This is a genomic window from Bittarella sp. HCP28S3_D9 (assembly GCF_052065655.1).
Taxonomy (GTDB): domain Bacteria; phylum Bacillota; class Clostridia; order Oscillospirales; family Ruminococcaceae; genus Bittarella; species Bittarella massiliensis.
In genome coordinates this window covers 1-20,722 of the sequence record NZ_JBQHTP010000014.1, presented here as the reverse complement: position 1 = coordinate 20,722, position 20,722 = coordinate 1, and the positions used below count along the sequence as shown (strand labels likewise).

Genomic DNA, 20,722 nt, shown 5'->3' with positions numbered 1-20,722 from the left:
GTTCCGCCAAAGGGGAAATGGCCGCCTGTTCTCCCTCCCCCCGGCGGTCGTCCCGGAGGGAGGATGGGGCGATCGCCGTGTCGATCAGAAGGCTGTATTTTTGGGGTCGCCGCTACGCGTTCCCGCGCACCCCCCTTTCGCGGTAACTGCACAGCTGCTCGAGGTCGAGTTCGGCGATGTAAATGCCCTCCTCGCCCCCACACCCGCCTCGCCGCAGGCGGTGTCGAGGTCGGCGACGCAGAAGTCCCCGCCGGGCGCCGGGTTTTTCTCCGCCCCAAAATCGCAGGTGTGCACCATGGCGTAGACGAATGGCTGCTTTCCCAATCGGTGGAATGGAATGAGCGAGTTGCGGGGGAGGGGGCCGCATTTCTCCAAACGGGAGATGCCGATCGCCGTCCCCAGTTCTCCAGCGAGGTCGCCGACCGCCCTGACAAAGGCGCTGTCCGCCGGAACGGCGTCGTTCAGCCACTCGCACACAGGGCGGTCGCAGATGCTGTATTCGCTGCTCCACATCTCGGGAAACAGCGCGATGTCGGCCCCATCTCTCTGCCTCCCGGCAACGCTGCGGCCCTTTGTCGGGGACCTCCCCCAGGATGGCGCAGGGGGGCAAGGTCAATGGAAAATTTACTGAAAATAGCCTTGTTGCAGGCCACGGCCTCCTATCTCTGCCCATTCGCGCCGTGCTCGCCGGGCAGTTCTCTGGAATGTGCGCGCTTCCTCCGCCCGGTGAAAACCGGCGTTTTCCCATTCTACCATGTCCGCTCGGCCGCCACAAGGCCGGCCGGTGAAACGGGCGGAGCCAGCCCGGGGATCTCCGGCGGGACTGTCTCCCCGCCGTCTACGATTTTGGCAGGGGATGTGGTATAATAGCCACACAGTGGCGATGATGCCGGGGATGGCCAGGCGGGCGCGCAAACGCCGTTTGCCCCCCGCTCCACGGCCAAATCCCGCGGCGTGCCCGGCGCTTGCGGTATACCAGCCATACAGTAGCGATGATGCCGGGGATGGTCAGGCGGGTGCGCAAACGACGTTTGCTCCCTGCTCCACAGCCAAATCCCGCGGCGCTTGTGGTATAATAACCGCATGGCGGCGCTGTGCCCTGTGCTCCCGGTCTTGGTGGAGCCTGTGAGCGCAGTAAAGACAGGCGGCCGAGGGCCCGCTCGGCCTCTACCCTCCCCCAACCGTTTGGCCCCCCTTTCCACCCCGTGGGGCGGGGGTGGCGAGCGGGGCCTTCCCCGCGGCCAAAGACGGAGGGGAGCCACACAGGCCGTTTGTGCCCCGCGGGGGTCGCACTGAATGGAAAATTTTCGCGGGCGAGCCCGCTTTTTTGAGAAGGAGTATAGGTATGCGCATCAAAGAGATATTGGCTCTGTTGGAGGAGCACTTCCCCACCGCCCTGGCCGAGAGCTGGGACAATGTGGGCCTTTTGATTGGGGACGGCGAGGCCGCAGTGACGGGGGTGGAACTGGCCCTGGACGTCACCGATGGGGTCATTGACTCGGCCCTCTCCCACGGGGCCAACCTGATCGTGACCCACCACCCGGTCATCTTCGGCGGTCTGCGCCGGCTGGAGGCCGGGTCGCTGCCCCACCGCCTGGCGGCAGAGGGGCTGTCGGTCATCTCGATGCACACCAACCTGGACATCGCCCAGGGCGGGGTCAACGACTGTCTGGCCGCCGCGGTGGGGCTGGGGCAGCTGGCCCCCTTCCGCCCCGACGGGCTGGGCCGCATCGGCCGGCTGGCGCGGCCCCTGGCCCCGGCAGCCTTTGCCTCGCAGGTAAAGACCGCCCTGGGCGCCTCCGGGGTGCGCTGCGCCCTGGGGCAGGGCTCGGTGGAGACGGTGGCCCTCTGCAGCGGGGCCATGGACGGCGGCATGGTGGAGGAGGCCCAGGCCATGGGGGCCGACGCCCTCCTCACCGGTGAGTGCAAGTACCACGAGTTTCTGGAGGCCGCCCACCGGGGGATCACCCTGGTGGCGGCGGGCCACTTTGCCACCGAGCAGGTGGTGCTGCCCGCCCTGCAGGCGCTGCTGGAAGGGGCGGGGGTGGAGCGGGTTTTCCCCTCGACCCAGCGAGATGTGGAGGTGTTTTTCTAATGGCTCTGGACGCATTGACCCTTCACCTGCTCTGCGGTGAGCTGCGCCAAAAGGTGCTGGGGGGGCGGATCACCAAGATCCACCAGCTCTCGAAGGAGGAGCTGGTGCTCACCCTCTCGGGACAGGGGGAGATCGGGGGAAAGCTCTTTCTCTCGGCCCGGGCCGATGCCCCCCGCATCCACCTGACCGGGGAGCAGTATCCCAACCCCGCCACCCCGCCCATGTTCTGCATGCTGCTGCGCAAACACCTCTCCGGCGGGCGGTTGGTGGACATCCGCCAGCCCGAGGGGGAGCGCATCGCCTTTCTGGACTTTGACTGCCGCAACGAGATCGGCGACGCGGTGCGCCTGAGTCTGGTCATCGAGATCATGGGCCGCCACTCCAACATCGTCCTCCTCACCGAGGACGGCACCATCCTGGACGCGGTGAAGCGAGTGGACATGAGCATGTCCTCGGTGCGGCAGATCCTGCCTACCGGAAAGTACACCCTCCCCCCGGCCCAGAACAAGCTCTGGCTCCTCTCTCACAGCAAGGAGGAGTTGGCCGAGGCGGTGGCCGCCCGCTTTGACGGGGACCTGCACCGGGCCTGCATGAAGACCCTGGCTGGCATCTCGCCGGTGGTGGCGGGGGAAATCGAACACTACGTCACCAAGGGGGGACCCTGTGGGGAACTCACCTCTGCACAGCTGGACCGGCTGCGGTTTTTCCTGGGGCAGATGCAGGAGACGGTCACCTCGGGGGACTGCACCCCCACGGTGGTGTTGGACGCGCAGAAGGCCCCCAAGGATTTTTCCTTTATGGAGCTGCACCAGTTCGGCTACCCCTTTGAGACCCGCCGCTACCCCACCCTGGGGGAGATGCTCGACGCCTTTTACACCGGGAAGGACGCCTACCACCGGGCCAAGCAGCGCTCGGCCGACCTCTTCCACCTGCTGATGGGGCGCATCGAGCGCATCGAGCGCCGGGTGACCGCCCAGCGGGAGGAGCTGACTGCCTGCGCCCAGCGGGAGGAGCTGCGGGTCCGCGGCGACCTGCTGCAGAGCGCCCTCTACCAAATACAGAAGGGCGACCGGGTGGCCAAGGTGACGAATTACTACAGCGAGGCGGGGGAGACGGTGGAGATCCCCCTGGACCCGCGGCTGACCCCGGCCCAGAACGCCCAGGCCTACTACAAAAAATACCGCAAGCTCTGCACCGCCGAGGAGAAGCTCAAAGCCCTCATCGAACAGGGGGAGGAGGAGATCCGCTACTTGGAGAGCGTCTTTGACAGCCTGACCCGGGCCACCGGGGAGGACGAGCTGGCGGTCATCCGCCAGGAGCTCTGCGACCAGGGCTACCTGCGCCGGGCTGGGAAGAAGGGGAACCGCCCCAAGATGCGCGGCCCCCTGGAATTTGTCCTCGACGACGGCTACACCCTGCTGGTGGGGCGCAACAACACCCAAAACGACCAGCTCACCACCAAGTTGGCCGAGAAGACCGACATCTGGTTTCACACCAAGGACATCGCCGGCAGCCACGCCATCCTGCTGACCGGGGGGGAGGACTTTGACGCCATCCCGGTGCGGGCCTTCACCCAGGCGGCCACCATCGCCGCCACCCACTCCAAGGCCGGGGATGCCGCCCAGGTGGCGGTGGATTACACTCTGGTGAAAAATATCAAAAAACCCGCCGGCGCCAAGCCGGGGATGGTGGTGTTCGAGCAAAACTACTCGGCCTATGTCACCCCCGACCCGGAACTCTGCCGCCGGTTGCAGAAGAAGTGAGAGGAGAGAGCGCTGTGAGATCCCACCGCAAGGAGCTTCACTTTCACCTGCCTGCCCGGCGGGGACTGGTGAACATCACCCCCCAGGTGCAGCAGGCCATCGACGAGAGCGGGGTCAGAGAGGGGCTCTGCCTGGTCAACGCCATGAACATCACCGCCAGCGTCTTTATCAACGACGACGAGGCGGGTCTCCACCGGGACTACGAGCGCTGGCTGGAGCGGCTGGCCCCGGAAAAGCCCTACAGCCAGTACGACCACAACGGCTTTGAGGACAACGCCGACGCCCACCTCAAGCGCACCGTCATGGGGCGGGAGGTGGTCTGCGCCATCACCGGCGGCCGGCTGGATTTCGGCACCTGGGAACAGATTTTTTACTTTGAGTTCGACGGGATGCGGGACAAGCGGGTTTTAATCAAGATCATCGGCGAGTAGAGAGGGGGAAGGGCTGTGGCCAAGAGCGGGGGACAGAAGGGCCGACTGCTGGCCCTGCGGGAGATCCTCTTGCGCCAGACCGACGAGGAGCACGGCCTCACCCTGGCCCAGCTGCAGGGCGAGTTGGAGGGGCGGGGGCTGGCCGCCGAGCGCAAGAGCCTCTACGACGACATCGAGACCCTGCGCCTTTACGGGCTGGACGTGATGCGGGAGGGACGGCGCTACTTTGTGGCCGAGCGCCCCTTTCAGCTGCCTGAACTGAAGCTGCTGGTGGACGCGGTGCAGGCCTGCAAGTTCATCACCCGGCGCAAGTCCGACCAGCTCATCGGCAAGGTGGAGGGGCTCTGCAGCGCCCACCAGGCCCGCCAGCTGCAGCGCCAGGTCTATGTGGCCGGCCGGGTCAAGACCGAGAACGAGGCGGTCTACTTCAGTGTGGACGCCCTGCACGGAGCCATCTCCCAGGGGGTGCAGGTCTCCTTTGTCTACGAGGAGTGGGCCCTGGCCCCCGGGGGGAGGCGGTTTGTCCGCCGGGCCCGCAGGGACGGGCAGGCCTATCGGGTCAGCCCCTGGGCCCTCACCTGGGACGACGAAAACTACTACCTCATCGCCTTCGACAGCCGGGCGGAGGCCATCCGCCACTACCGGGTGGACAAGATGGCCCACATCCGCCCACTGCCGGAGATGCCCCGGGAGGGGGCGGACGCCTTTGCCAATTTCGACATGGGCGCCTACTCCAAGGGGGTATTTGGGATGTTCGGCGGGGAGGAGGAGACCCTGCTGCTCTGGTTTGCCCCCGCTCTGGCGGGGGTGGTGGCTGACCGCTTTGGCCCCGAGACGCCCCTGCGCCCTGTGGGAGAGGGGTTTGCGGTGCGGGTCAAGGTGAGGGTCAGCCCCCAGTTTTGGTCCTGGCTCTTCGGCCTGGGGGCCGGGGCGCGCATCCTCGAGCCGCCGGAGGCGGTAAACGCCTACCTGCGCTACGCCAGAGAGACCTTGGCCCCCTATGGGGAGGGGGAAGGGGAACAATAGAGAGGGGAGACAGCCTGCGGCTGTCTCCTTTTTTGTCGCATTCCAGAAAGAATCCCGCCCAGTGGGGGGAATAAGAAAAACAGTCCGTTTTATGGGACAGTTGGTTTTGTATACTGGTACCAGAGAGAACAAAAACCGACGACCTGTGAGGAGGACGGGAGATGGATTGCGAGATTCGCTATGTGAACGGCCATGTGGAAGTGTACGACAGGGGCGGGAGGTTTCAGTTTTCCGCCGACACCGAGCAGGAGGCCCTGCGGGACTTGCGGGACGGCTGGATGCTGCCCGACCGGGCCGCGTAAAAAGGAGGGACCACAGATGAAGAAAAAGCGTTTTGTGACCGTCGTGGGGGGAAAGCACTACCTGGGCGCGGAGGTGTTCTCCCCCGGACAGGTGCTCATCTGCAAAAAAGAGCCCCAGAACCCACACGACGCCGAAGCCGTCTGGGTGGGGGTGTCCCCCAGCTGTCAGGCGGGATACCTGGCCAACAGTCCCTACACGGTGGCCAAGGGGACCATGAGCGCCGGCCGCCTCTACGACCAGGTGCCCGATATATTCCGGGTGCGGGTCCTCTTTGTGGCGGGCAGCCAGGTCATCTGCCGGGTCTGCCCGGAGCAGTGAGGAGGAGTTGCGCCCCCCTGTCTGTAGGGGTACTGTAGAAAAATTGGCGCAGTCTGGCGCGCCGAGAGGATGACCTGTAGTGGGCACATGAGCGCCGGTTGCCTCTCTGCGGCCAGGTGCCCGATGTGTTTTGGGTGCGAATTCTCTTCGTGGCGGGCAGCCAGCTCATCTGCCGGGTCTGCCCGGAGCAGTAGGGGGAGTTGCGCCCCCCTGTCTGCAGGGGTATACTGGAGAAAAACCGGCGCGATCTGGCGCGCCGGGAGGGAGGAATGCTCTGTGAAGGGAACGCTGCGCACTGGCCCGGAGGGGACCCGCTGCTATCTGCCCGCGCGCTGGGAGCGGGGGATGCCCGCCGTTCACCTGCTGGACGGCAAGATGGTGGAGGGGATGCTGCCCGAACTGCTGGCCGGGCTGGAGGGGGAGGGGGATGCCCTGCCGCCCCTGGCCCTGGTGCTGCACAGCACCGGGAACCGGGACGACGACTACACCCCCTGGCCCGCCCCCAACCTGAAAAAGGGGGACAGGCCTTTTGGCGGCGGCGCGGCGGGATACCTGCCCCGCCTCTGCCGGGCCAAAGAGGCGGCAGAGGCTGCCCTGGGGGCCGACGGCGAGCGGTCGGCCCTGCTGGGGTACTCGCTGGGGGGACTTTTTGCCCTCTGGGCGGCGGCCCAACCGAACGCCCCCTTCGCGGCCTTTGCCAGCCTCTCGGGCTCCCTCTGGTACGACGGTTGGCGAGAGTACGCCGAGGAGAAGTTGCCACAGCGGGGGCGGGACCTCTTCTACCTCTCTTTAGGGGAGGGGGAGGAGCACACCCGGATGGCGCGGTTGGCCCCGGTGGGGGACTGTACCCGCACCCTCTGTAAACAGCTGCAAGGGCGGCTGGAGACCCCCGACCAGTGCGTGTTGGAGTGGAATCCGGGCGGCCACATCACCGGGATCACCGCCCGCCACGAGCGGGCGCTGCGCTGGCTGGCGAGCCGCCTTTGAGGGGGCGAATGAGGGACCCCGGCGGCTGTGATTTCAGCAATTCAAACCGGCTTGACACCCTGGGCGGGGCGGCGCTTTTGCCGCCCCGCTTTGCTGCAGCTCTGCCCGGCCGTCGCCTTTGCCGGGGCAAACTTGGGGCGACGCCCCATCGAGCCTTCTGTTAAAGGAGCATATTCTGCGCCGGCAGGGTCCCGAGCCTCTCTTTCCCTGTCGCATTTTGCAGAGACCGTTCTCAACTCCGCAAGGGAGAGGCTGTCTCCCACAGACCGGGGCCATACTTCCCCGCTGCCAGGGCTATGTCCCCCCGCTGTCCGGAGCTGTGCCCTCCACAATGGCGGTGCATTTTTGGAAGTTGGGTGTCCGGGCGGCAAAAAGTGCCATGCCCCCAGACTGTCGGCGGCCGGTGAGGTCGTACAAAACCGCGCAAAATATGTCATGAAGGGGTCAGATTTACCTGCTATACTGAAAATCGGTGGCGCTCTGCAAAAACGGGCGCTGCGACAGACGGATGAGAGAGCGGGGGATCGACAGATGGCCGACATCACTGTGCACGGACTGACCCAGAACAACCTGAAACACATCACATTCAAAATCCCCAAAGAGAAGATCACGGTGTTTACCGGCGTGTCCGGCTCCGGCAAATCCAGCATTGTCTTTGACACCATTGCCGCCGAGTCCCAGCGGCAGATGAGCGCCACCTACCCGGCATTTGTGCGCGCCAGGCTCCCGAAGTACCCCAAACCGGCTGTGGAGCGAATCGACGATCTGACCCCTTCGGTGGTGGTGGACCAGTCGCCGCTGGGAGGGAACGCCCGCTCCACTGTGGGCACCATCAGCGGGCTGTACGCCAGCTTGCGGCTGCTGTTTTCCAGAGTTGGGCGGCCCCGCGTGGGCCCGGCCTCCCGCTTTTCCTTCAACGACCCGGGCGGCATGTGCAAAACCTGCTCCGGCCTGGGCAAGGTCACAGAGGTGGACGTGAAGGCCATCCTGGACCCAGACAGGTCCTGGAATGAGGGCTGCGTAAGGGACTCCCTGTTTCGCCCCGGCTCCTGGTACTGGAAGCAGTACGCCCAGTCGGGGCTCTTTGACCTCGACAAGCCGCTTGGGGAGTATTCCCGCGAGGAGTACAACCTTCTTTTGTACGGCTCCCGAGACGGCGAGGGAGAGCCGGAGCACCCAAAGGTGACCGGGCTGTATCACAGGTACCAAAAGGCGCTTTTGAACCGGGACATCAGCAATAAGAGTGAGCACACCCGGGAGAAATCGCGCCGGCTGGTTACCGAGGTGGCCTGCGGCGACTGCCGCGGAAAGCGACTGAACGCGGAGGTTTTGGCCTGCAAGATAAACGGTTACTCCATCGCCGACCTCTGTGAGATGGAGTTGACGCGGCTGCGGGAGGTCCTTTTGCAGATCGACGACCAGACGGTGAGTGTGCTGGTGCAGACCATCGTCGAGGGGCTGGACCGGATGATTGCAATCGGCCTGCCCTACCTCCACCTAAACCGGGAGACACCCTCTCTCTCCGGCGGCGAGGCCCAGCGGCTGAAGCTGGTGCGCTACATGGGCAGCAGTCTGACCGGCCTGACCTATATCTTTGACGAGCCCAGCACCGGCATGCACCCCCGCGACGTATACCGGATGAACGACCTCCTGCGGCAGCTGCGGGACAAGGGGAACACGGTGCTGGTGGTGGAGCACGACAGAGATGTGATCGCCATTGCGGACCACGTGATCGACGTGGGCCCCCTGGACGGGCAAAACGGCGGGGAAATCGTGTTTGAGGGCAGCTTTCGGGAGCTGTTACAGGCCGACACCCTGACGGCGCGGGCCATGCGCTGTTCTCTGCCGGTGAAGCAGACACCCCGCCGGCCGACGGGCAGCCTGCCGGTGCGGGGTGCCTGTCTCCACAATTTAAAGGGGGTGGATGTGGACATCCCCCTGGGTGTCATGACCGCCGTGACCGGCGTGGCCGGTTCGGGCAAGAGCACCCTCATCACCCAGGTGTTTGCCAGGCAGTACGAGGGGGAGGTAGTCGTGATCGACCAAAAGCCCATCACCGCCATCGGCCGCTCCACCCCCGCCTCCTATCTCGGCTTTTTTGACGACATCCGAAAGCTGTTGGCCCGGGAAAACGGCAAGCCCGAAGGGCTGTTCAGCTTCAACTCCGCGGGGGCCTGTCCGGTCTGTGGCGGCAAGGGGGTCATCGTCACCGAACTGGCCTTCATGGACCCGATTGTGACCGAGTGCGAGACCTGCGGCGGCGCGCGGTACAGCGAGGAGGCGCTCGCCTGCACTTACAGGGGAAAAAACATTGTGGAGCTGCTGGCCCTGACCGCCTCTCAGGCGATGGAGGTGTTTGAGGGCACAAAGATTCAAAAGCGCCTACAGGCGATGCAGCGGGTAGGGCTCTCCTACCTGGCGCTGGGCCAGCCGCTCAGCACCCTCTCCGGCGGGGAGCGGCAGCGCATCAAGCTGGCCAAAAACCTGGGGAAAAAGGGCGGCATCCTGGTGCTGGACGAGCCGACCACCGGGCTGCATCCGTCGGATATTCAAACCCTTTTACAGCTGTTTGACCAAATCGTCTCCCGCGGCAACACCCTGCTGGTGATCGAACACAACCTGGACGTAATCAGGCAGGCGGACTGGATCGTCGACATCGGCCCCGACGGCGGCAAAAACGGGGGAGAGGTGGTGTTTACCGGCACACCGGCGGAGATGCTGCACCGCGGAAAAACGCTGACGGCCGACAGTCTGCGGGCCGCCTGTCGCCGGTAAAGGAGGGAGGGCTGGAAGACAGTCAGAAGAGCGAAAAACGCGTGTTTCCCCCGCCCGAAGAAGGAGACGATTTTTGCGCCCCTGGGCTGCGGTGTTGGGCAGCTTTTCAGTAGAGGATAGATTTGCCCCCTACCCGCGGATTCGGCCGCGACCAAAATGGCTTTTGGGGAAAAGGCCGCTGGAAGAGTGCAGAGGCGATGTGGAATGGTCGACGGGACCCTGCCCTCCGACCGGGTATCGAGCTCTGCGGGAGAGCGGGGCCGTCGCACACGGGTCAGATTGCGGCGAGAGAGGCGAACGCCTTGGCTGCCCGCTGTCGGGAGACCGCGAGGGCAAAGAGGAAGAGGAAAATTTGAATATTGTGAGGAGTGGGATGCCGTGCTGGAGAGAGTGCCGAATGCAGAGGAGATGACCGCCTTGGTCGGTCGGCCCCTGTTCGATATTTGGGCCGCGCTGTGTGCCGCCATCGACGAGAAATACGATATGGACCGCCTCTGGAACAGCGGCGGCAGGGCGTGGACCTACGAGTACAAGTACCGCAGAGGCGGCAGAACGCTCTGCGCACTGTACGCAAGGGAGAAGGCGATTGGCTTTATGGTGATTTTCGGGAAGGAGGAGCAGGCGGCGTTTGAGGCGGAGCGGGAACAGTACTCCCAGCGGGTTCAGGCGGTTTACGACAGGGCGAAAACCTACCGCGACGGGAAATGGGTGATGTTTGAGCCGACCGACCTTTCGATGGTTGACGATTTTGTTCGGCTGCTCGCCCTCAAGAGAAAACCAAACAGAAAATAAAATTCGCGGTTGGCCGGCAGAATGCTTGCCATACCGGACAGAGGGAGGACAGACAGATGTTGTGCGATGTTGAAACAACGCTTGGAGAATTTATTGACCGGCAAGGGGTCTCCTTTATCGCCTCCATCTCGAAGGACGGCTTTCCCCATATGAAGGCGATGCTCCCGCCCCGCAAGCGGGTGGGCATCCGGGAGTTTTACTTTACTACCAACACCTCTTCCATGCGGGTCGCCCAGTATAGAAAGACCTCCAAAGCCAGCATCTACTTTTGCGACAGCCGCCTTTTTCGAGGGGTTATGCTGGTCGGCCGCATGGAGGTGTTGGAAGACCCCGCCAGCAAGGAGATGATTTGGCGGGAGGGAGACCCCCTTTACTACCCCGAGGGGGTGACCGATCCGGACTACTGCGTTTTAAAGTTTGTGGCGACCAGAGGCCGCTACTACACAGACTTTCGCTCGCAGAGCTTTGAAATCGCTTGAGCGGGGCGGAGAAGGCGGGGGACCTGCTCTTCCATCTGGAGAGACTGCACACCACGCCGGGGGGTGATGTGCGAATCAAAAAGAACCTGGCCTTGGACACCGGTGAAGTGCTCGGGTGGTGCCGGGAGAAGATAGCCGCTCCCGGTGCCGTCATCACCAGGACAGGCAAGAACTGGTATGTGCAAATTGACGGCTGCACCATAACGGTAAATGTACACAGCTATACAGTGATTACCGCCCATCAAAACAGGCGGAGAGTGGGCGAGGGGAGGGCATAAAGACAGCGGCAACACCGCGGTAGCTTCCCGTCGGTTAGCTGATAGCTGTCTTTATGTCCTGCCGCTGGGTCTCTGCCGCCGGGTCTCTCCCGCCAAGTCTCTGCCGCCGGGTCTCTCCCGCCGGGTCTCTCCCGCCGAGTTCCTGCCGCCGAGTTCCTGCCACCGAGTTCCTGCCGCTGAGTTCCTGCCACCGAGTTCCTGCCACCGAGTTCCTGCCACCGAGTTCCTGCCACCGAGTTCCTGCCACCGAGTTCCTGCCGCTGAGTTCCTGCCGCTGAGTTCCTGCCACCGAGTTCCTGCCGCTGAGTTCCTGCCGCTGGGCCTCTGTTGTCGGATTCCTGTCGCCGGGTTTCCACCACTGGGTCTCCTCTGCCAACTCCACCGTCTACCGTCTGCAAGTTGCCATAGCCACAGCCAGCTTGCGATGAGGGGTTGGCATGGGGCGAAGTTTCGCTTTCGAGCGGAAAACAGAGGGGTTGAAAACAGTGCCGTTTGGTTGCCCTTTCCGGCAATTGGGGTCAAAGGCATCGGATGGAGGCTCCCAGCAAATGGCCTTGGGCGCATTTGCCGTCCTTTTTAATTCTTCCCGTGCGGGCGAGGGGGGGCTGCTTTTTGGGAAGGCCCTTCCTTTTGTCTTCCGCCGCAGATCCAATTGGCCGAGCCGTCTAGCCGGCCGTCTGGCTTGCCCGCGAGACGGCAACTGCCGGTCTCGTCTTTTCCCCGGCGGCCTTTTTCGATTGCATCCGGCGCGGGGAATGGTGTATACTGGAAAGTATCAAGGGAAAAGGAAGGAATTATATGGAAAACAGCATGGACCGGCGCTTTGCCGTCCTGATAGACGCCGACAACGTGTCGGGCAAATACATCAAGTGCATCCTCGACGAGGTCTCCAGCGACGGGATCGCCACCTACAAGCGCATCTACGGGGATTGGTCGAGCCCGCTCCTCCAGTCCTGGAAGAGCCTGTTGCTGGACAACTCGATCCTCCCCATCCAGCAGTACGGCTACACCACCGGCAAAAACGCCACCGACTCGGCCATGATCATCGACGCCATGGACATCCTCTACTCGGGGAATGTGGAGGGGTTCTACATCGTCTCCAGTGACAGCGACTTCACCCGGCTGGCCGCCCGCCTGCGGGAGTCGGGGATGTACGTGGTGGGGATGGGGGAGAAAAAGACCCCCCAGCCCTTTATCAGCGCCTGCAACAAGTTCCGCTATCTGGAAATCTTGGCCGAGACCGCCGCCCGGGCGGCTGAGAGCGAGGAGACGGAGCAGCTGGAAGCGGAGGCCGAGGCGCCCGAGACCGCCAAGTGCGCTCCCGCCACTGGCGGCTCCCAGCAGATGACTTCGCAGAAGACCATCCGCAAGGCCATCCGCAACATTGTGGAGGAGATTTCCGACGAGGACGGCTGGGCCTTTACTGGCGAGCTGGGGAGCGTGCTCACCAAGCGCTATCCCGACTTTGACGTGCGCAACTTCGGCTTTAAAAAGCTGACCCCCTTTCTCAAGTCCCTGGGGATGCTGGACATCAAGGGTATCCGCTCGGCCGACGGCAACAGCAAAGTGGTCTACGTCCGCCTTTTGGAGCAGAAAAAGACCGGCGGCAGGGGCGGTCGGTAGGCATTTCCCCCTTGCAGAGTCAGGCCCCTCTGCAAAGCCAAGAGCTTGTTGAAGGGCATACCGCCGACAAACCCCTCAAGAGGCACGAAAATTCTTCCGCCTGCATCATCTGCCCCACAGCCCGTAAACGAGCAATTGCGCACTAAGAAAACGTTTTGGCAGTGAGATCCCTGCTCATTTCTCGTTTCGCTCGATGCTTGAATCGAAAGTTTCTTTACTCTCTCCGGCTTAGCTGGGGGGTGTCGTTTCACTAAAGCGTATCAAGAACAAAAGGGGGCCCTTCCAGCAGGGCCCTCTTTTTGGTTGGTCTGTCCGCCAAAGGGGAGGAGCGCGCAGGGGGGAAAGGGCGCGGCGGGGGCCTTTAGATAAAAATTTGGTTGTCTGCTATTGGCTCTTTGTCCTTTGCCCTTGCCCTTGCTCTCTGTCCGCCCTGTGGAGAAGCCCTGCCCCGCTCGACAGAAAACCCCTGCCGCCCTCCTTTTGGGGAGGGCGGCAGGGGCTTCTTTTTATCACCTTATCCGGTTTGGGATAAGACTGCCGAAAATGTGGGTTCGCCTGAACCGATTAGCAGTTCTCCTGGGCCTCTTCTTCCTCTTCATCTTTCTTGAAGAGGAGAGTGAAAGCCTGGGCGGCGATGCCGACGGCGAAGAAGATGGTCCAGATGTCGGCGATGCGGAAGCGCCAGACCATGGGCTGGGTCACGAAGAAGAGGACGACCAGCAGAGTGGCGAGGCCGGCCAGGATCCCCTTTTTGCCGAGGGTGCGCTTTTTGCTCAAAGCGCCGGCGATGGCGAGGATCAGGGCGACGGCGGCGCCGATTAGGTCGAGCAGGGTCATGCGGTCAGCACCGGGGGCCTGGGCCTGCGGGGTCTCGTTGTCGAGGATCTCCTCGGTGGGGCCGTCGACCGGGGTCTGGGCCTCGGGGGTCTCGTTGTCGGGAATGGTCACCTGGTCGGCCGGGGTGTTATTGGCCGGCGCGTTGTCAGCGGGGGTATTGCCGCCGGGGGTGACAGCCGGGGTGGCGGGGTTGGTCGGGTTGACCGGAGTGGTGGGATTCGTGGGAACGGTGGGATTGGTCGGAACGGTGGGGTTGACCGGACCCACAGGGGGCTCCTCATTGTCCGGGGTGGGGTTCACGGGCTGCTCGGTTTTGATTTCCCGCCAGAGGGCGGTGACAGTCAGCTCGCCGGTGACCTTCGAGAAGTCGGCGCTCCAGCCGGCAAACTCCCAGCCCTCGTCGGGGGTGGCCTGCGGGGCCACGGCGGCCTCGCCGTGCCAGATGGTCTGCTGGGCGTCGCCAGAGACAGTGCCGTGCTCGCCGGGCAGGAAGGTGACGGTGTAGGAGGCCCGGTTGAAGAGGGCGGTCAGCTCGATGTCAGAGGTGAGGCGGGTGTTGATGTCGTAGAGGTTGTCGTCTTTGTCGGCCCAGCCCTGGAAGGTGTAGCCCTCGTTCATAACGGGGGTGGGCAGGTCGGCCAGCTTGCCGTAGTTGGGAACGCTGGCGGTGCTGCTCTTCAGGCTGCCGGCAGCAGCGGGCAGGACAAAGGTCACGGTGTTCTCCTTGGCCCGGTAGACCAGGGTGTAGGTGTTGTCGCCGGTGACCTTGGGGTCGGTGGTCAGCAGGTTGCCGTCCTTGTCGTAGACGCCCACCGCCTCATAGCCGATGAGGGTGGGGAACAGCTGGCGGTCGGTCATGCCGTGGAGGACGGTGCCCTCCTGCACGGGCAGGGAGCTGTCTTCCAGGGTGACAGGGGACTCCTGGTCGCCCTGCAGAGCCGAGACGTTTTCCAGCGGGTTGCCGTCGGTGTCTCTGATTTGGGAGTTGACGGTGAAGGTCTTCTCCTCCCAGAGGGCGGTGACGGTCAGCTTGCCGGTGACCTTCGAGAAGTCGGTGTCCCAGCCGGCAAACGCCCAACCCTCATTGGGGACAGGGGTGGGGGCCACAGCGGCTTCGCCGTGGTAGACCTGCTGGTCGAGCGCCCCTTCCAGAGCGCCGTGCTCGCCGGGCAGGAAGGTGACGGGGTAGGACAGGTGGGTGATGTCAGCGGTCAGTTCCAGGTCGGAGGTGATGCGGACCGAGGGGTCGTAGGCGCTGTTGTCGGGCAGCTTCCAGCCGTGGAAGACATAGCCTTCGTTGGCGCTGAAGGCGGGGGCGGCCAGCTTGCCGTAGAGGGGGACCGAGATCGACTCGCTCTCCACCGAGCCGGCGGCGCTGTCAAAGTGCAGGGTGACGTTGTAGTTGACCGGGGTGTAGCGGACAAAGTAGGCGTTTTGGTTGGCCATCCCTTTGACCTCCACCGCGGCGGCGGTCACCTTGTTGCCGTAGTTGTCGTAGATGCCCTCAAAGGTGTAGCCCACCAGGGTCTTGGCGGTGGGGAGGGTGTACTCGCTGCCGACGGGGAGGCTGTCGTGCTGCTCGTCGATCAGCGTCAGGGGCTGTTCGGTGTCGCCCACCAGCTCGCTCACCTGGCCGAGAGGGGCTCCGGTGGCGCTGTTTTCATAGAAGATGGAGACCACGTTGGTCTGCTGGACGAACTGGGCCACGTAGGTGATGTCGCTGGCGAGGGGCGCTTTGACGTTTTTCTGGTTGGGGCCGATGGCGATCTTGCTGCTGCCCTCTGCGGCCCAGCCGGTGAAGACGTAGCCGAATTTGGCATTGACGGTGGGGACCTTGACATTGCCCGCGCCGTAGACCGACTGCACCGGTTTGCCGCTGGCGATGGAGCCGGCGCTCTCGTCCACCTGGAAGGTGACGGTGTTGAGGCGGGGGCCGCCCAGAGCCACGTCGGCGCTGGCGACGACGGTGCCGTCTTTCAGGTGCAGCTGGGCGGTGAGGACCGCCGATGCGTTGTTGTTTTGCAGTTTGGTGACGGTGTAGGTGTTCGCGCTCCCCTTGGTGGAGACGCCGAAGTCGTCGTTGCCGACAAAGGTCAGGTAGCTGCCGCTCAGGTCGGTCTTGCCGATTTCGGCGGCATAGGCCTCGGGGATGGTGACGCTGCCGAAGTTGTCGACTTCAGGGCAGGCGATGAGGGAGTGTTCAATGTTGTTGCGGTCTCTGGTGTACACTTTGACAGAGACTTTGTAGCTGGTGCCGGGTTTCAAGTCGACGTGGTTGCCGCCGCCGGCGCCGAGAATGAACTGCTGTTCGACCCAGTAGCCGTTGCCGCAGCCCTCCAGCTTGTGATTGCCGTCGAGGGGGTAGTTGACGGTGGTGCGCACCGTCTCGCCCCGGCCGGTGGGGGTGAAGGTGTAGTCGATGTGGTGGATGTCATAGTAGGTGTGGGTGTAGGAGGCGCGCACCAGCTTGTAGCCGAGCTGGAAGCCCTTGTCGCTCACCGTCTTGGCGACGGTGTTTTCCAGCGAAGGGGTGAAGGCGACGTCCCCGCTCTCCCCGTTTTTGAGGGAGAGGTTGGCGGGGCTGGCGGCCAGGGAGGCAGTCAGCTTGTAGGTGACGGTTTCGATGTTGTGGGGGGCGGTGAGGGAGTAGGTCTTGTGGTCGAACTTGACTTCGGTGTCATACTTGGAATTTTGCTCGGTGACCGAAGAAGAGCCGATGCCGGGTTCCGGCTTGTTGGCAAAGGCGGTGGCGGGAAAGCAGCCCAGTGCCAAAACAAGGGCGGTCAGGCAGGCCAGCACTCGTTTTTTCATGTGAATTTCCTCCTCTACTGCAGTGTTTCAAGCGCCTGGAAGGGCGCACTCTCTTTGTTTCTGTCCCCATTCTATCGGTGGGCGGTCACAGAACCGGTCACGAAACCGAAATTTTTACAAAAAAGGAAGAAAGAATTTTTACCGGCTGCCAGCGCGAGGGGGCAAGCGCCGTCCAGGCGGGCGAGGGGGGGACAAAAAAGGCCCCGGACGGCAGCGTCCGGGGCGGCGGGGAGGAAACGGTATCTCTAGACGATGGGGGAGAGCTCTCGGGCTTTGGGCTGCAGCCGCACCCCTTTGGGGGGCTGTTCGGCGGCGAAGCATTTTTGCAGCCGCTCGGTGATGATCTCCACGTCGGAGAACTGGCGCACCGAGAGCATGAGGATGTACTGGCTCTTGGAGTAGCGGGAGAAGACGTCCCCCTTGCGCAGGGCGCGGGAGATGGCGCTCTTGAGTTTGAGCATGGCGGTGACGTTGAGGTCTTTGGGCAGCACCCCGCCGCTGGGCTTGGTGAGGGTCAGGAGGAGCAGTACCACGTTGTTGCCCGCCCGCTCGGCGCTGCGGGCCACCATGTGGTAGATGTGCTTGAACATCTCGTAGGGGCAGAAGTAGGCGCCGCGGATGGGGCGCTGGTCCTTGGTGATTTCGGCCAGGTCTTCCTGGATCTGCTGCAGGTCCTGCTCGATGAGGTTGGTGCCCTCGCTGGCCCAGAAGTAGATCTGGCGGATCTCGGCGCACAGCCGCTCCCCCAGCTCGTCGTAAAAGAGGTTGGCGGTGATGGGGTAGTAGTTGAGGATGGCCTTCTTCATCCCCAGCTGCTGCATGGCGGTGAACATATAGAGGTAGATGGGCTCCTGCAGGGGCTCGATGAGGTTGGCCTTGCGGCAGATGGCCAGCACCTCCTCGCAGTGCTCGCGCGAGGGGTCTTTGAGCAGCTGGGTGCAGACCCTGTCCACCGCGTCCAGGTAGAGGCGGCGGTAGTAGACGTTGTACTGCACGATCCACCGCTGGGTGGGGAGGTTTTGTAGCAGGTCCCCCGAGTAGAGGGAGAAGAGGGCCCTTCCCGCCCGGAGGAGGTCGTCGTCGGACACGCCGGGGCGGGTGATGGTGCGATAGCACTCTTCGGCCTCCTCGGTGTCCAGCTCCACCGGGAAGCCGGGGGTCAACTGGTAGCGGTTTTTGGAACTGCGGATGCAGTCGCCTTCCAGCCCCGCGTCCCGCAGCTGTTTGCGCAGGTTGTAGATGGCGTTTTTCAGGGCGCCGGCGGGGTTCTCCAGGTCCTCGTCCTCCCAGAGGGCCTCGATGAGCTGCTCGTTGGTCACCGCCTCCTGCCGGTGCAGCAGCAGGTAGGCAAAGGCCTCTGCCGGGCGGCCCAGGCGGCCTTTGCTCTCCAGCAGGACCCGGTCGCCCTGCACGGCGCGCAGCCCCCCAAAGAGGCGGACAGTCAGTGTGTTCACGGCAATGCTCCTTTCTCCCGCGGGCCTAGCGGCCGGCCTGCAGCTTTTTCTGCATGGTCTCCAAATTGAGGCAGTACATGGCGGCGGTCTCGGCCGAGATGGCCCCCTGTCTCCAGAGTTCCAGCAGGCTTTGGTCCATGGTGCGCATCCCCTGGTCGGCCCCGGCGAAGATGGCCGAGTCGATCTGGTGGCTCTTCTGCTCCCGGATCATGTTTTTGATGGCGGGGTTGACCAGCATGATCTCAAAGGCGGGGACCAGCGCCCCGTCCAGGGTGGGGACAAGCTGCTGGCAGACGACTGCCTGCAACACCATGGACAGCTGTACCCGCACCTGCTGCTGGGCGTTGGCGGGGAAGACGTCGATGATGCGGTCGATGGTGTTGGCCGCCCCGGTGGTGTGCAGGGTGGAGAAGAGCAGCTGCCCGGTCTCGGCGGCGGTCATGGCCACCTCGATGGTCTCGTAGTCGCGCATCTCCCCCAGCAAGATGACGTCCGGGCTCTCCCGCAGGGCCGCCCGCAGCGCCCGCACATAGCTGCCGGCGTCGCTGGTGATCTCCCGCTGGGTGACGATGCACTTCTGGTGGCGGTGGATGTACTCGATGGGGTCCTCCATGGTGATGATGTGGCCCTCGCGGTTTTGGTTGATGTGGTCCACCATGCAGGCCAGGGTGGTGGACTTGCCGCTGCCGGCGGGGCCGGTGACCAGCACCAGCCCCTTGGTCTTTTCGGCGATCTGCATCACCACCGGAGGGATGTGCAGGTCCTCCGGCCGGGGGAGGCCGAAGCGGATGACCCGGATCACCGCCGCCAGACTGCCCCGCTGGCGAAAGATGTTCACCCGAAAGCGCCCCAGGTTTTGAATGGAGAAGGAGAAGTCGTCGTCCCCCTCCAGGGCGAAGTGGGGGGACTGCTCCTTCCCGGCGATCTCGTAGACGGCCTTGACCACCGCCGCCGTCCGGTCGGGCATCAGCCGCTCCCCCTCGGTGCGGACGATGTGTCCGTTTTGCCGGTAGGAGAGGGGGAGCCCGGCGATGACAAAGATGTCCGACGCCCCGCAGTCCACCGCCTGCTTTAGAATTGCTGTGATGTCCATTGGCCTGATACCTCCCGGCTCGTTTGTTGCGTTGACGGCCCTAGCTCTGGCCGTCCCAGAGATCGCCCTGGGGGCCGTCCCCCTCCCAGGGGGTGATCACCTGCCAGCCGCGCACCCGGTAGCGGGTCGTGCCGCCGGTCAGTTCGACGGTGAGCTGCAGCTGCCGTTCCCCCTGGTCGCCCAGGGTGGCGACCAGGGTCTCGCCCTCCCACCGCAGCTGCCCATCCAGCCGCTGGGCGGCCAGGGCCTGCAAGTCGGCGGGGCTTTGGTCTCCCGCCTCGAGGAGGAGGGCGTCCAGCTGGGCCAGCCACTGCTGGCCCGCCAGCTCCAGGGCGTAGGTGGTGCGGGTGGTCTCGCCGCTGCGCTCGGCCAGCTTGCGGTCGGCTGCGGCGGTGGTGAGGGAGAGCACTGCCAGGGCCGCCAGGCAGATGCTCATCACCACCAGCAAGATGGTCAGGGCCCCGGTTTTGACCGGCTGTTGGCCCGCTGTCTGCCGCCTCACGGCTGTTCCCCCTCTCCCTGCCAGTACCGGCCGGTCTCCAGGGAGAAGCTGGCCTTCTCCCCCCGCCCGGCGGAGATCTGGGCCCGGGCCAGCCGGCCGCCGTCGGTCTCCTCTGCCTGCAGCTCCACCAGCACCCAACCGTCGCCCTCCCCGAGGGGGAGGCGGGCGGTGTAGCGATCCCCGTCTCGGGTCAGCTGGGCCCCGGCGCCCTGCACGGCCGCCGCCCAATCCCCCAGGGTGGGGGCGGCGGCCAGCCGCTCCGCCTCCTCCTCGGCGGCGAACTCGGCCCGGGTCATCTCCTCGGCCAGGCGGCTGTTTTGCAGGGCGGTGGAGAAGAGCTGGGCGATGACCGCGGCGGTGCAGAGGAGGAAAAAGAGGGTGATGGCCGTCTCCACATAAAAGGCGGCGCTCCGGTTGCGGCGGCTCATGGCTCTCCCTCCTCTGTGCTGCGCAGGGCGTAGGAAAAGGCGCTTCCGTCGATTTGCAGGTGCAGGGTGTCCCCCTCCCGCCGGGCGGAAAACTGCCCGGCAGGGCAGACCACCTGGGCCAGAGAGGGGTCGCCCCCCTCCCCGGCGGGGAGGTACTCCTCCACCAGGTTGCCGTTTGCCAGGTAGATGCGGGTCTCAAAGACCTCGTCCCCCGCCCGCTCGGAGAGGACCAGGACGTCCCCTGCTGCCCCGGTCTCGACGGCGACCATCCCCTCCTGGTCACCGCTGCGCAGCTTGGTCAGCAGATAGGCGCGCCCGGCTCGGGCGGCCTGGTTCCCCTCCATCCCGGCCACCGTGTCCCGGTAGCTGGAAGAGCCCAGGATGACCAGGAGCAGCATCGCCAGCAAAAAGGAGAAGAAGACGGCCGTCACCGAGGCGAACTGACTTCCCGCCTGCCTTTTTTTCACACCGGTTTCCCCCTTTCCTCGGCCAATCTTGCCGTCAACTCTCTTTTTCCAGCACGGTGATTTGGGGCGCCACATTGGGGGCGAGGATGTTGTAGTCCACAATGTAGCGCCGGTGGTTGATCTGCAGCCCGTAGCGCTCTTCCAAGTACTGCAAGTCGGCGGGGTAGGCCCCCTCGACGGCGTAGCACTGCACCACCGCCCGGCGCACCGCCGCCGCGGCCCCGGCGCCCCCCAGCCGCCACACATACCACACAAACCCC

Annotated in this window: 19 protein-coding genes and 1 pseudogene; 12 read left to right on the top strand and 8 right to left on the bottom strand. The window is 64.2% G+C overall.

The annotated features are described in order from the left end of the window. Nucleotides 1-84 precede the first annotated feature (84 nt). Nucleotides 85-513 carry a hypothetical protein gene (locus ACTNAU_RS08560; protein ID WP_441098169.1) on the bottom strand — a complete coding sequence of 143 codons (429 nt, stop codon included), beginning with the start codon at nt 511-513 and terminating at the stop codon, nt 85-87. 832 nt (nt 514-1,345) lie between these two features. On the opposite strand from ACTNAU_RS08560, the gene ACTNAU_RS08555 reads away from it, so the two are divergent. The 12 genes from ACTNAU_RS08555 to ACTNAU_RS08500 all read left to right on the top strand — a co-directional run bounded on the left by ACTNAU_RS08555 (nt 1,346) and on the right by ACTNAU_RS08500 (nt 12,870). Further along, nucleotides 1,346-2,095: a Nif3-like dinuclear metal center hexameric protein gene (locus ACTNAU_RS08555; protein WP_441098168.1), complete on the top strand. Its 750-nt coding sequence runs from the start codon at nt 1,346-1,348 to the stop codon at nt 2,093-2,095. Then, the gene (locus tag ACTNAU_RS08550) at nt 2,095-3,858 is read left to right on the top strand and encodes an Rqc2 family fibronectin-binding protein (RefSeq protein WP_441098167.1); all 1,764 of its coding nucleotides are present in this window, start codon (nt 2,095-2,097) and stop codon (nt 3,856-3,858) included. The genes ACTNAU_RS08555 and ACTNAU_RS08550 overlap by 1 nt, the downstream gene beginning before the upstream one ends. 14 nt (nt 3,859-3,872) lie before the next feature. Next, nucleotides 3,873-4,289 carry a secondary thiamine-phosphate synthase enzyme YjbQ gene (locus ACTNAU_RS08545; RefSeq protein WP_185914774.1) on the top strand — a complete coding sequence of 139 codons (417 nt, stop codon included), beginning with the start codon at nt 3,873-3,875 and terminating at the stop codon, nt 4,287-4,289. A gap of 15 nt (nt 4,290-4,304) precedes the next feature. Continuing rightward, nucleotides 4,305-5,315 (top strand): helix-turn-helix transcriptional regulator, encoded by a 1,011-nt coding sequence (locus ACTNAU_RS08540; protein WP_441098166.1) that lies wholly within the window; start codon nt 4,305-4,307, stop codon nt 5,313-5,315. A 161-nt stretch (nt 5,316-5,476) separates the two neighbouring features. Next, nucleotides 5,477-5,617: a hypothetical protein gene (locus tag ACTNAU_RS08535; protein ID WP_185914776.1), complete on the top strand. Its 141-nt coding sequence runs from the start codon at nt 5,477-5,479 to the stop codon at nt 5,615-5,617. Between the two features lie 16 nt (nt 5,618-5,633). Further along, on the top strand, nt 5,634-5,936 hold the full coding sequence (locus ACTNAU_RS08530; protein ID WP_256136465.1) for an HIRAN domain-containing protein: 303 nt from the start codon (nt 5,634-5,636) through the stop codon (nt 5,934-5,936). 276 nt (nt 5,937-6,212) lie between these two features. After that, nucleotides 6,213-6,923: an alpha/beta hydrolase gene (locus ACTNAU_RS08525; RefSeq protein ID WP_441098165.1), complete on the top strand. Its 711-nt coding sequence runs from the start codon at nt 6,213-6,215 to the stop codon at nt 6,921-6,923. Between the two features lie 531 nt (nt 6,924-7,454). Beyond that, nucleotides 7,455-9,698 (top strand): ATP-binding cassette domain-containing protein, encoded by a 2,244-nt coding sequence (locus ACTNAU_RS08520; RefSeq protein WP_441098164.1) that lies wholly within the window; start codon nt 7,455-7,457, stop codon nt 9,696-9,698. Between the two features lie 378 nt (nt 9,699-10,076). Further along, complete coding sequence (locus tag ACTNAU_RS08515; protein ID WP_185914780.1) at nt 10,077-10,490, top strand: DUF3788 domain-containing protein; 414 nt, start codon at nt 10,077-10,079, stop codon at nt 10,488-10,490. 56 nt (nt 10,491-10,546) lie between these two features. Then, entirely contained in the window at nt 10,547-10,969 is a 423-nt protein-coding gene (locus ACTNAU_RS08510) for a pyridoxamine 5'-phosphate oxidase family protein (RefSeq protein WP_441098163.1), read from the top strand. Next, nucleotides 10,966-11,247 (top strand): DUF3781 domain-containing protein, encoded by a 282-nt coding sequence (locus tag ACTNAU_RS08505; protein ID WP_441098162.1) that lies wholly within the window; start codon nt 10,966-10,968, stop codon nt 11,245-11,247. The genes ACTNAU_RS08510 and ACTNAU_RS08505 overlap by 4 nt, the downstream gene beginning before the upstream one ends. A gap of 798 nt (nt 11,248-12,045) precedes the next feature. Then, nucleotides 12,046-12,870, top strand: coding sequence for an NYN domain-containing protein (locus ACTNAU_RS08500; RefSeq protein ID WP_185914784.1), 825 nt, complete (start codon nt 12,046-12,048; stop codon nt 12,868-12,870). Nucleotides 12,871-13,434: 564 nt separating this feature from the next. Here the strand turns inward: ACTNAU_RS08500 and ACTNAU_RS08495 are convergent. The 7 genes and pseudogenes from ACTNAU_RS08495 to ACTNAU_RS08465 all read right to left on the bottom strand — a co-directional run. After that, nucleotides 13,435-16,518 carry an InlB B-repeat-containing protein gene (locus ACTNAU_RS08495; protein WP_441098161.1) on the bottom strand — a complete coding sequence of 1,028 codons (3,084 nt, stop codon included), beginning with the start codon at nt 16,516-16,518 and terminating at the stop codon, nt 13,435-13,437. Between the two features lie 245 nt (nt 16,519-16,763). Beyond that, entirely contained in the window at nt 16,764-17,972 is a 1,209-nt protein-coding gene (locus ACTNAU_RS08490; protein ID WP_256136472.1) for an AfsR/SARP family transcriptional regulator, read from the bottom strand. Nucleotides 17,973-17,997: 25 nt separating this feature from the next. Beyond that, nucleotides 17,998-19,065: a type IV pilus twitching motility protein PilT gene (locus tag ACTNAU_RS08485; protein WP_216401360.1), complete on the bottom strand. Its 1,068-nt coding sequence runs from the start codon at nt 19,063-19,065 to the stop codon at nt 17,998-18,000. 40 nt (nt 19,066-19,105) lie between these two features. Further along, on the bottom strand, nt 19,106-19,567 hold the full coding sequence (locus ACTNAU_RS08480; protein WP_441098160.1) for a hypothetical protein: 462 nt from the start codon (nt 19,565-19,567) through the stop codon (nt 19,106-19,108). Further along, nucleotides 19,564-19,995: a hypothetical protein gene (locus ACTNAU_RS08475; protein WP_441098159.1), complete on the bottom strand. Its 432-nt coding sequence runs from the start codon at nt 19,993-19,995 to the stop codon at nt 19,564-19,566. Before ACTNAU_RS08475 ends, ACTNAU_RS08480 begins: the two co-directional genes overlap by 4 nt. Next, nucleotides 19,992-20,462 carry a DUF4860 domain-containing protein gene (locus ACTNAU_RS08470; protein ID WP_441098158.1) on the bottom strand — a complete coding sequence of 157 codons (471 nt, stop codon included), beginning with the start codon at nt 20,460-20,462 and terminating at the stop codon, nt 19,992-19,994. The genes ACTNAU_RS08475 and ACTNAU_RS08470 overlap by 4 nt, the downstream gene beginning before the upstream one ends. Before the next feature lie 34 nt (nt 20,463-20,496). After that, nucleotides 20,497-20,722, bottom strand: a pseudogene (locus tag ACTNAU_RS08465) (hypothetical protein); the annotation flags it as partial.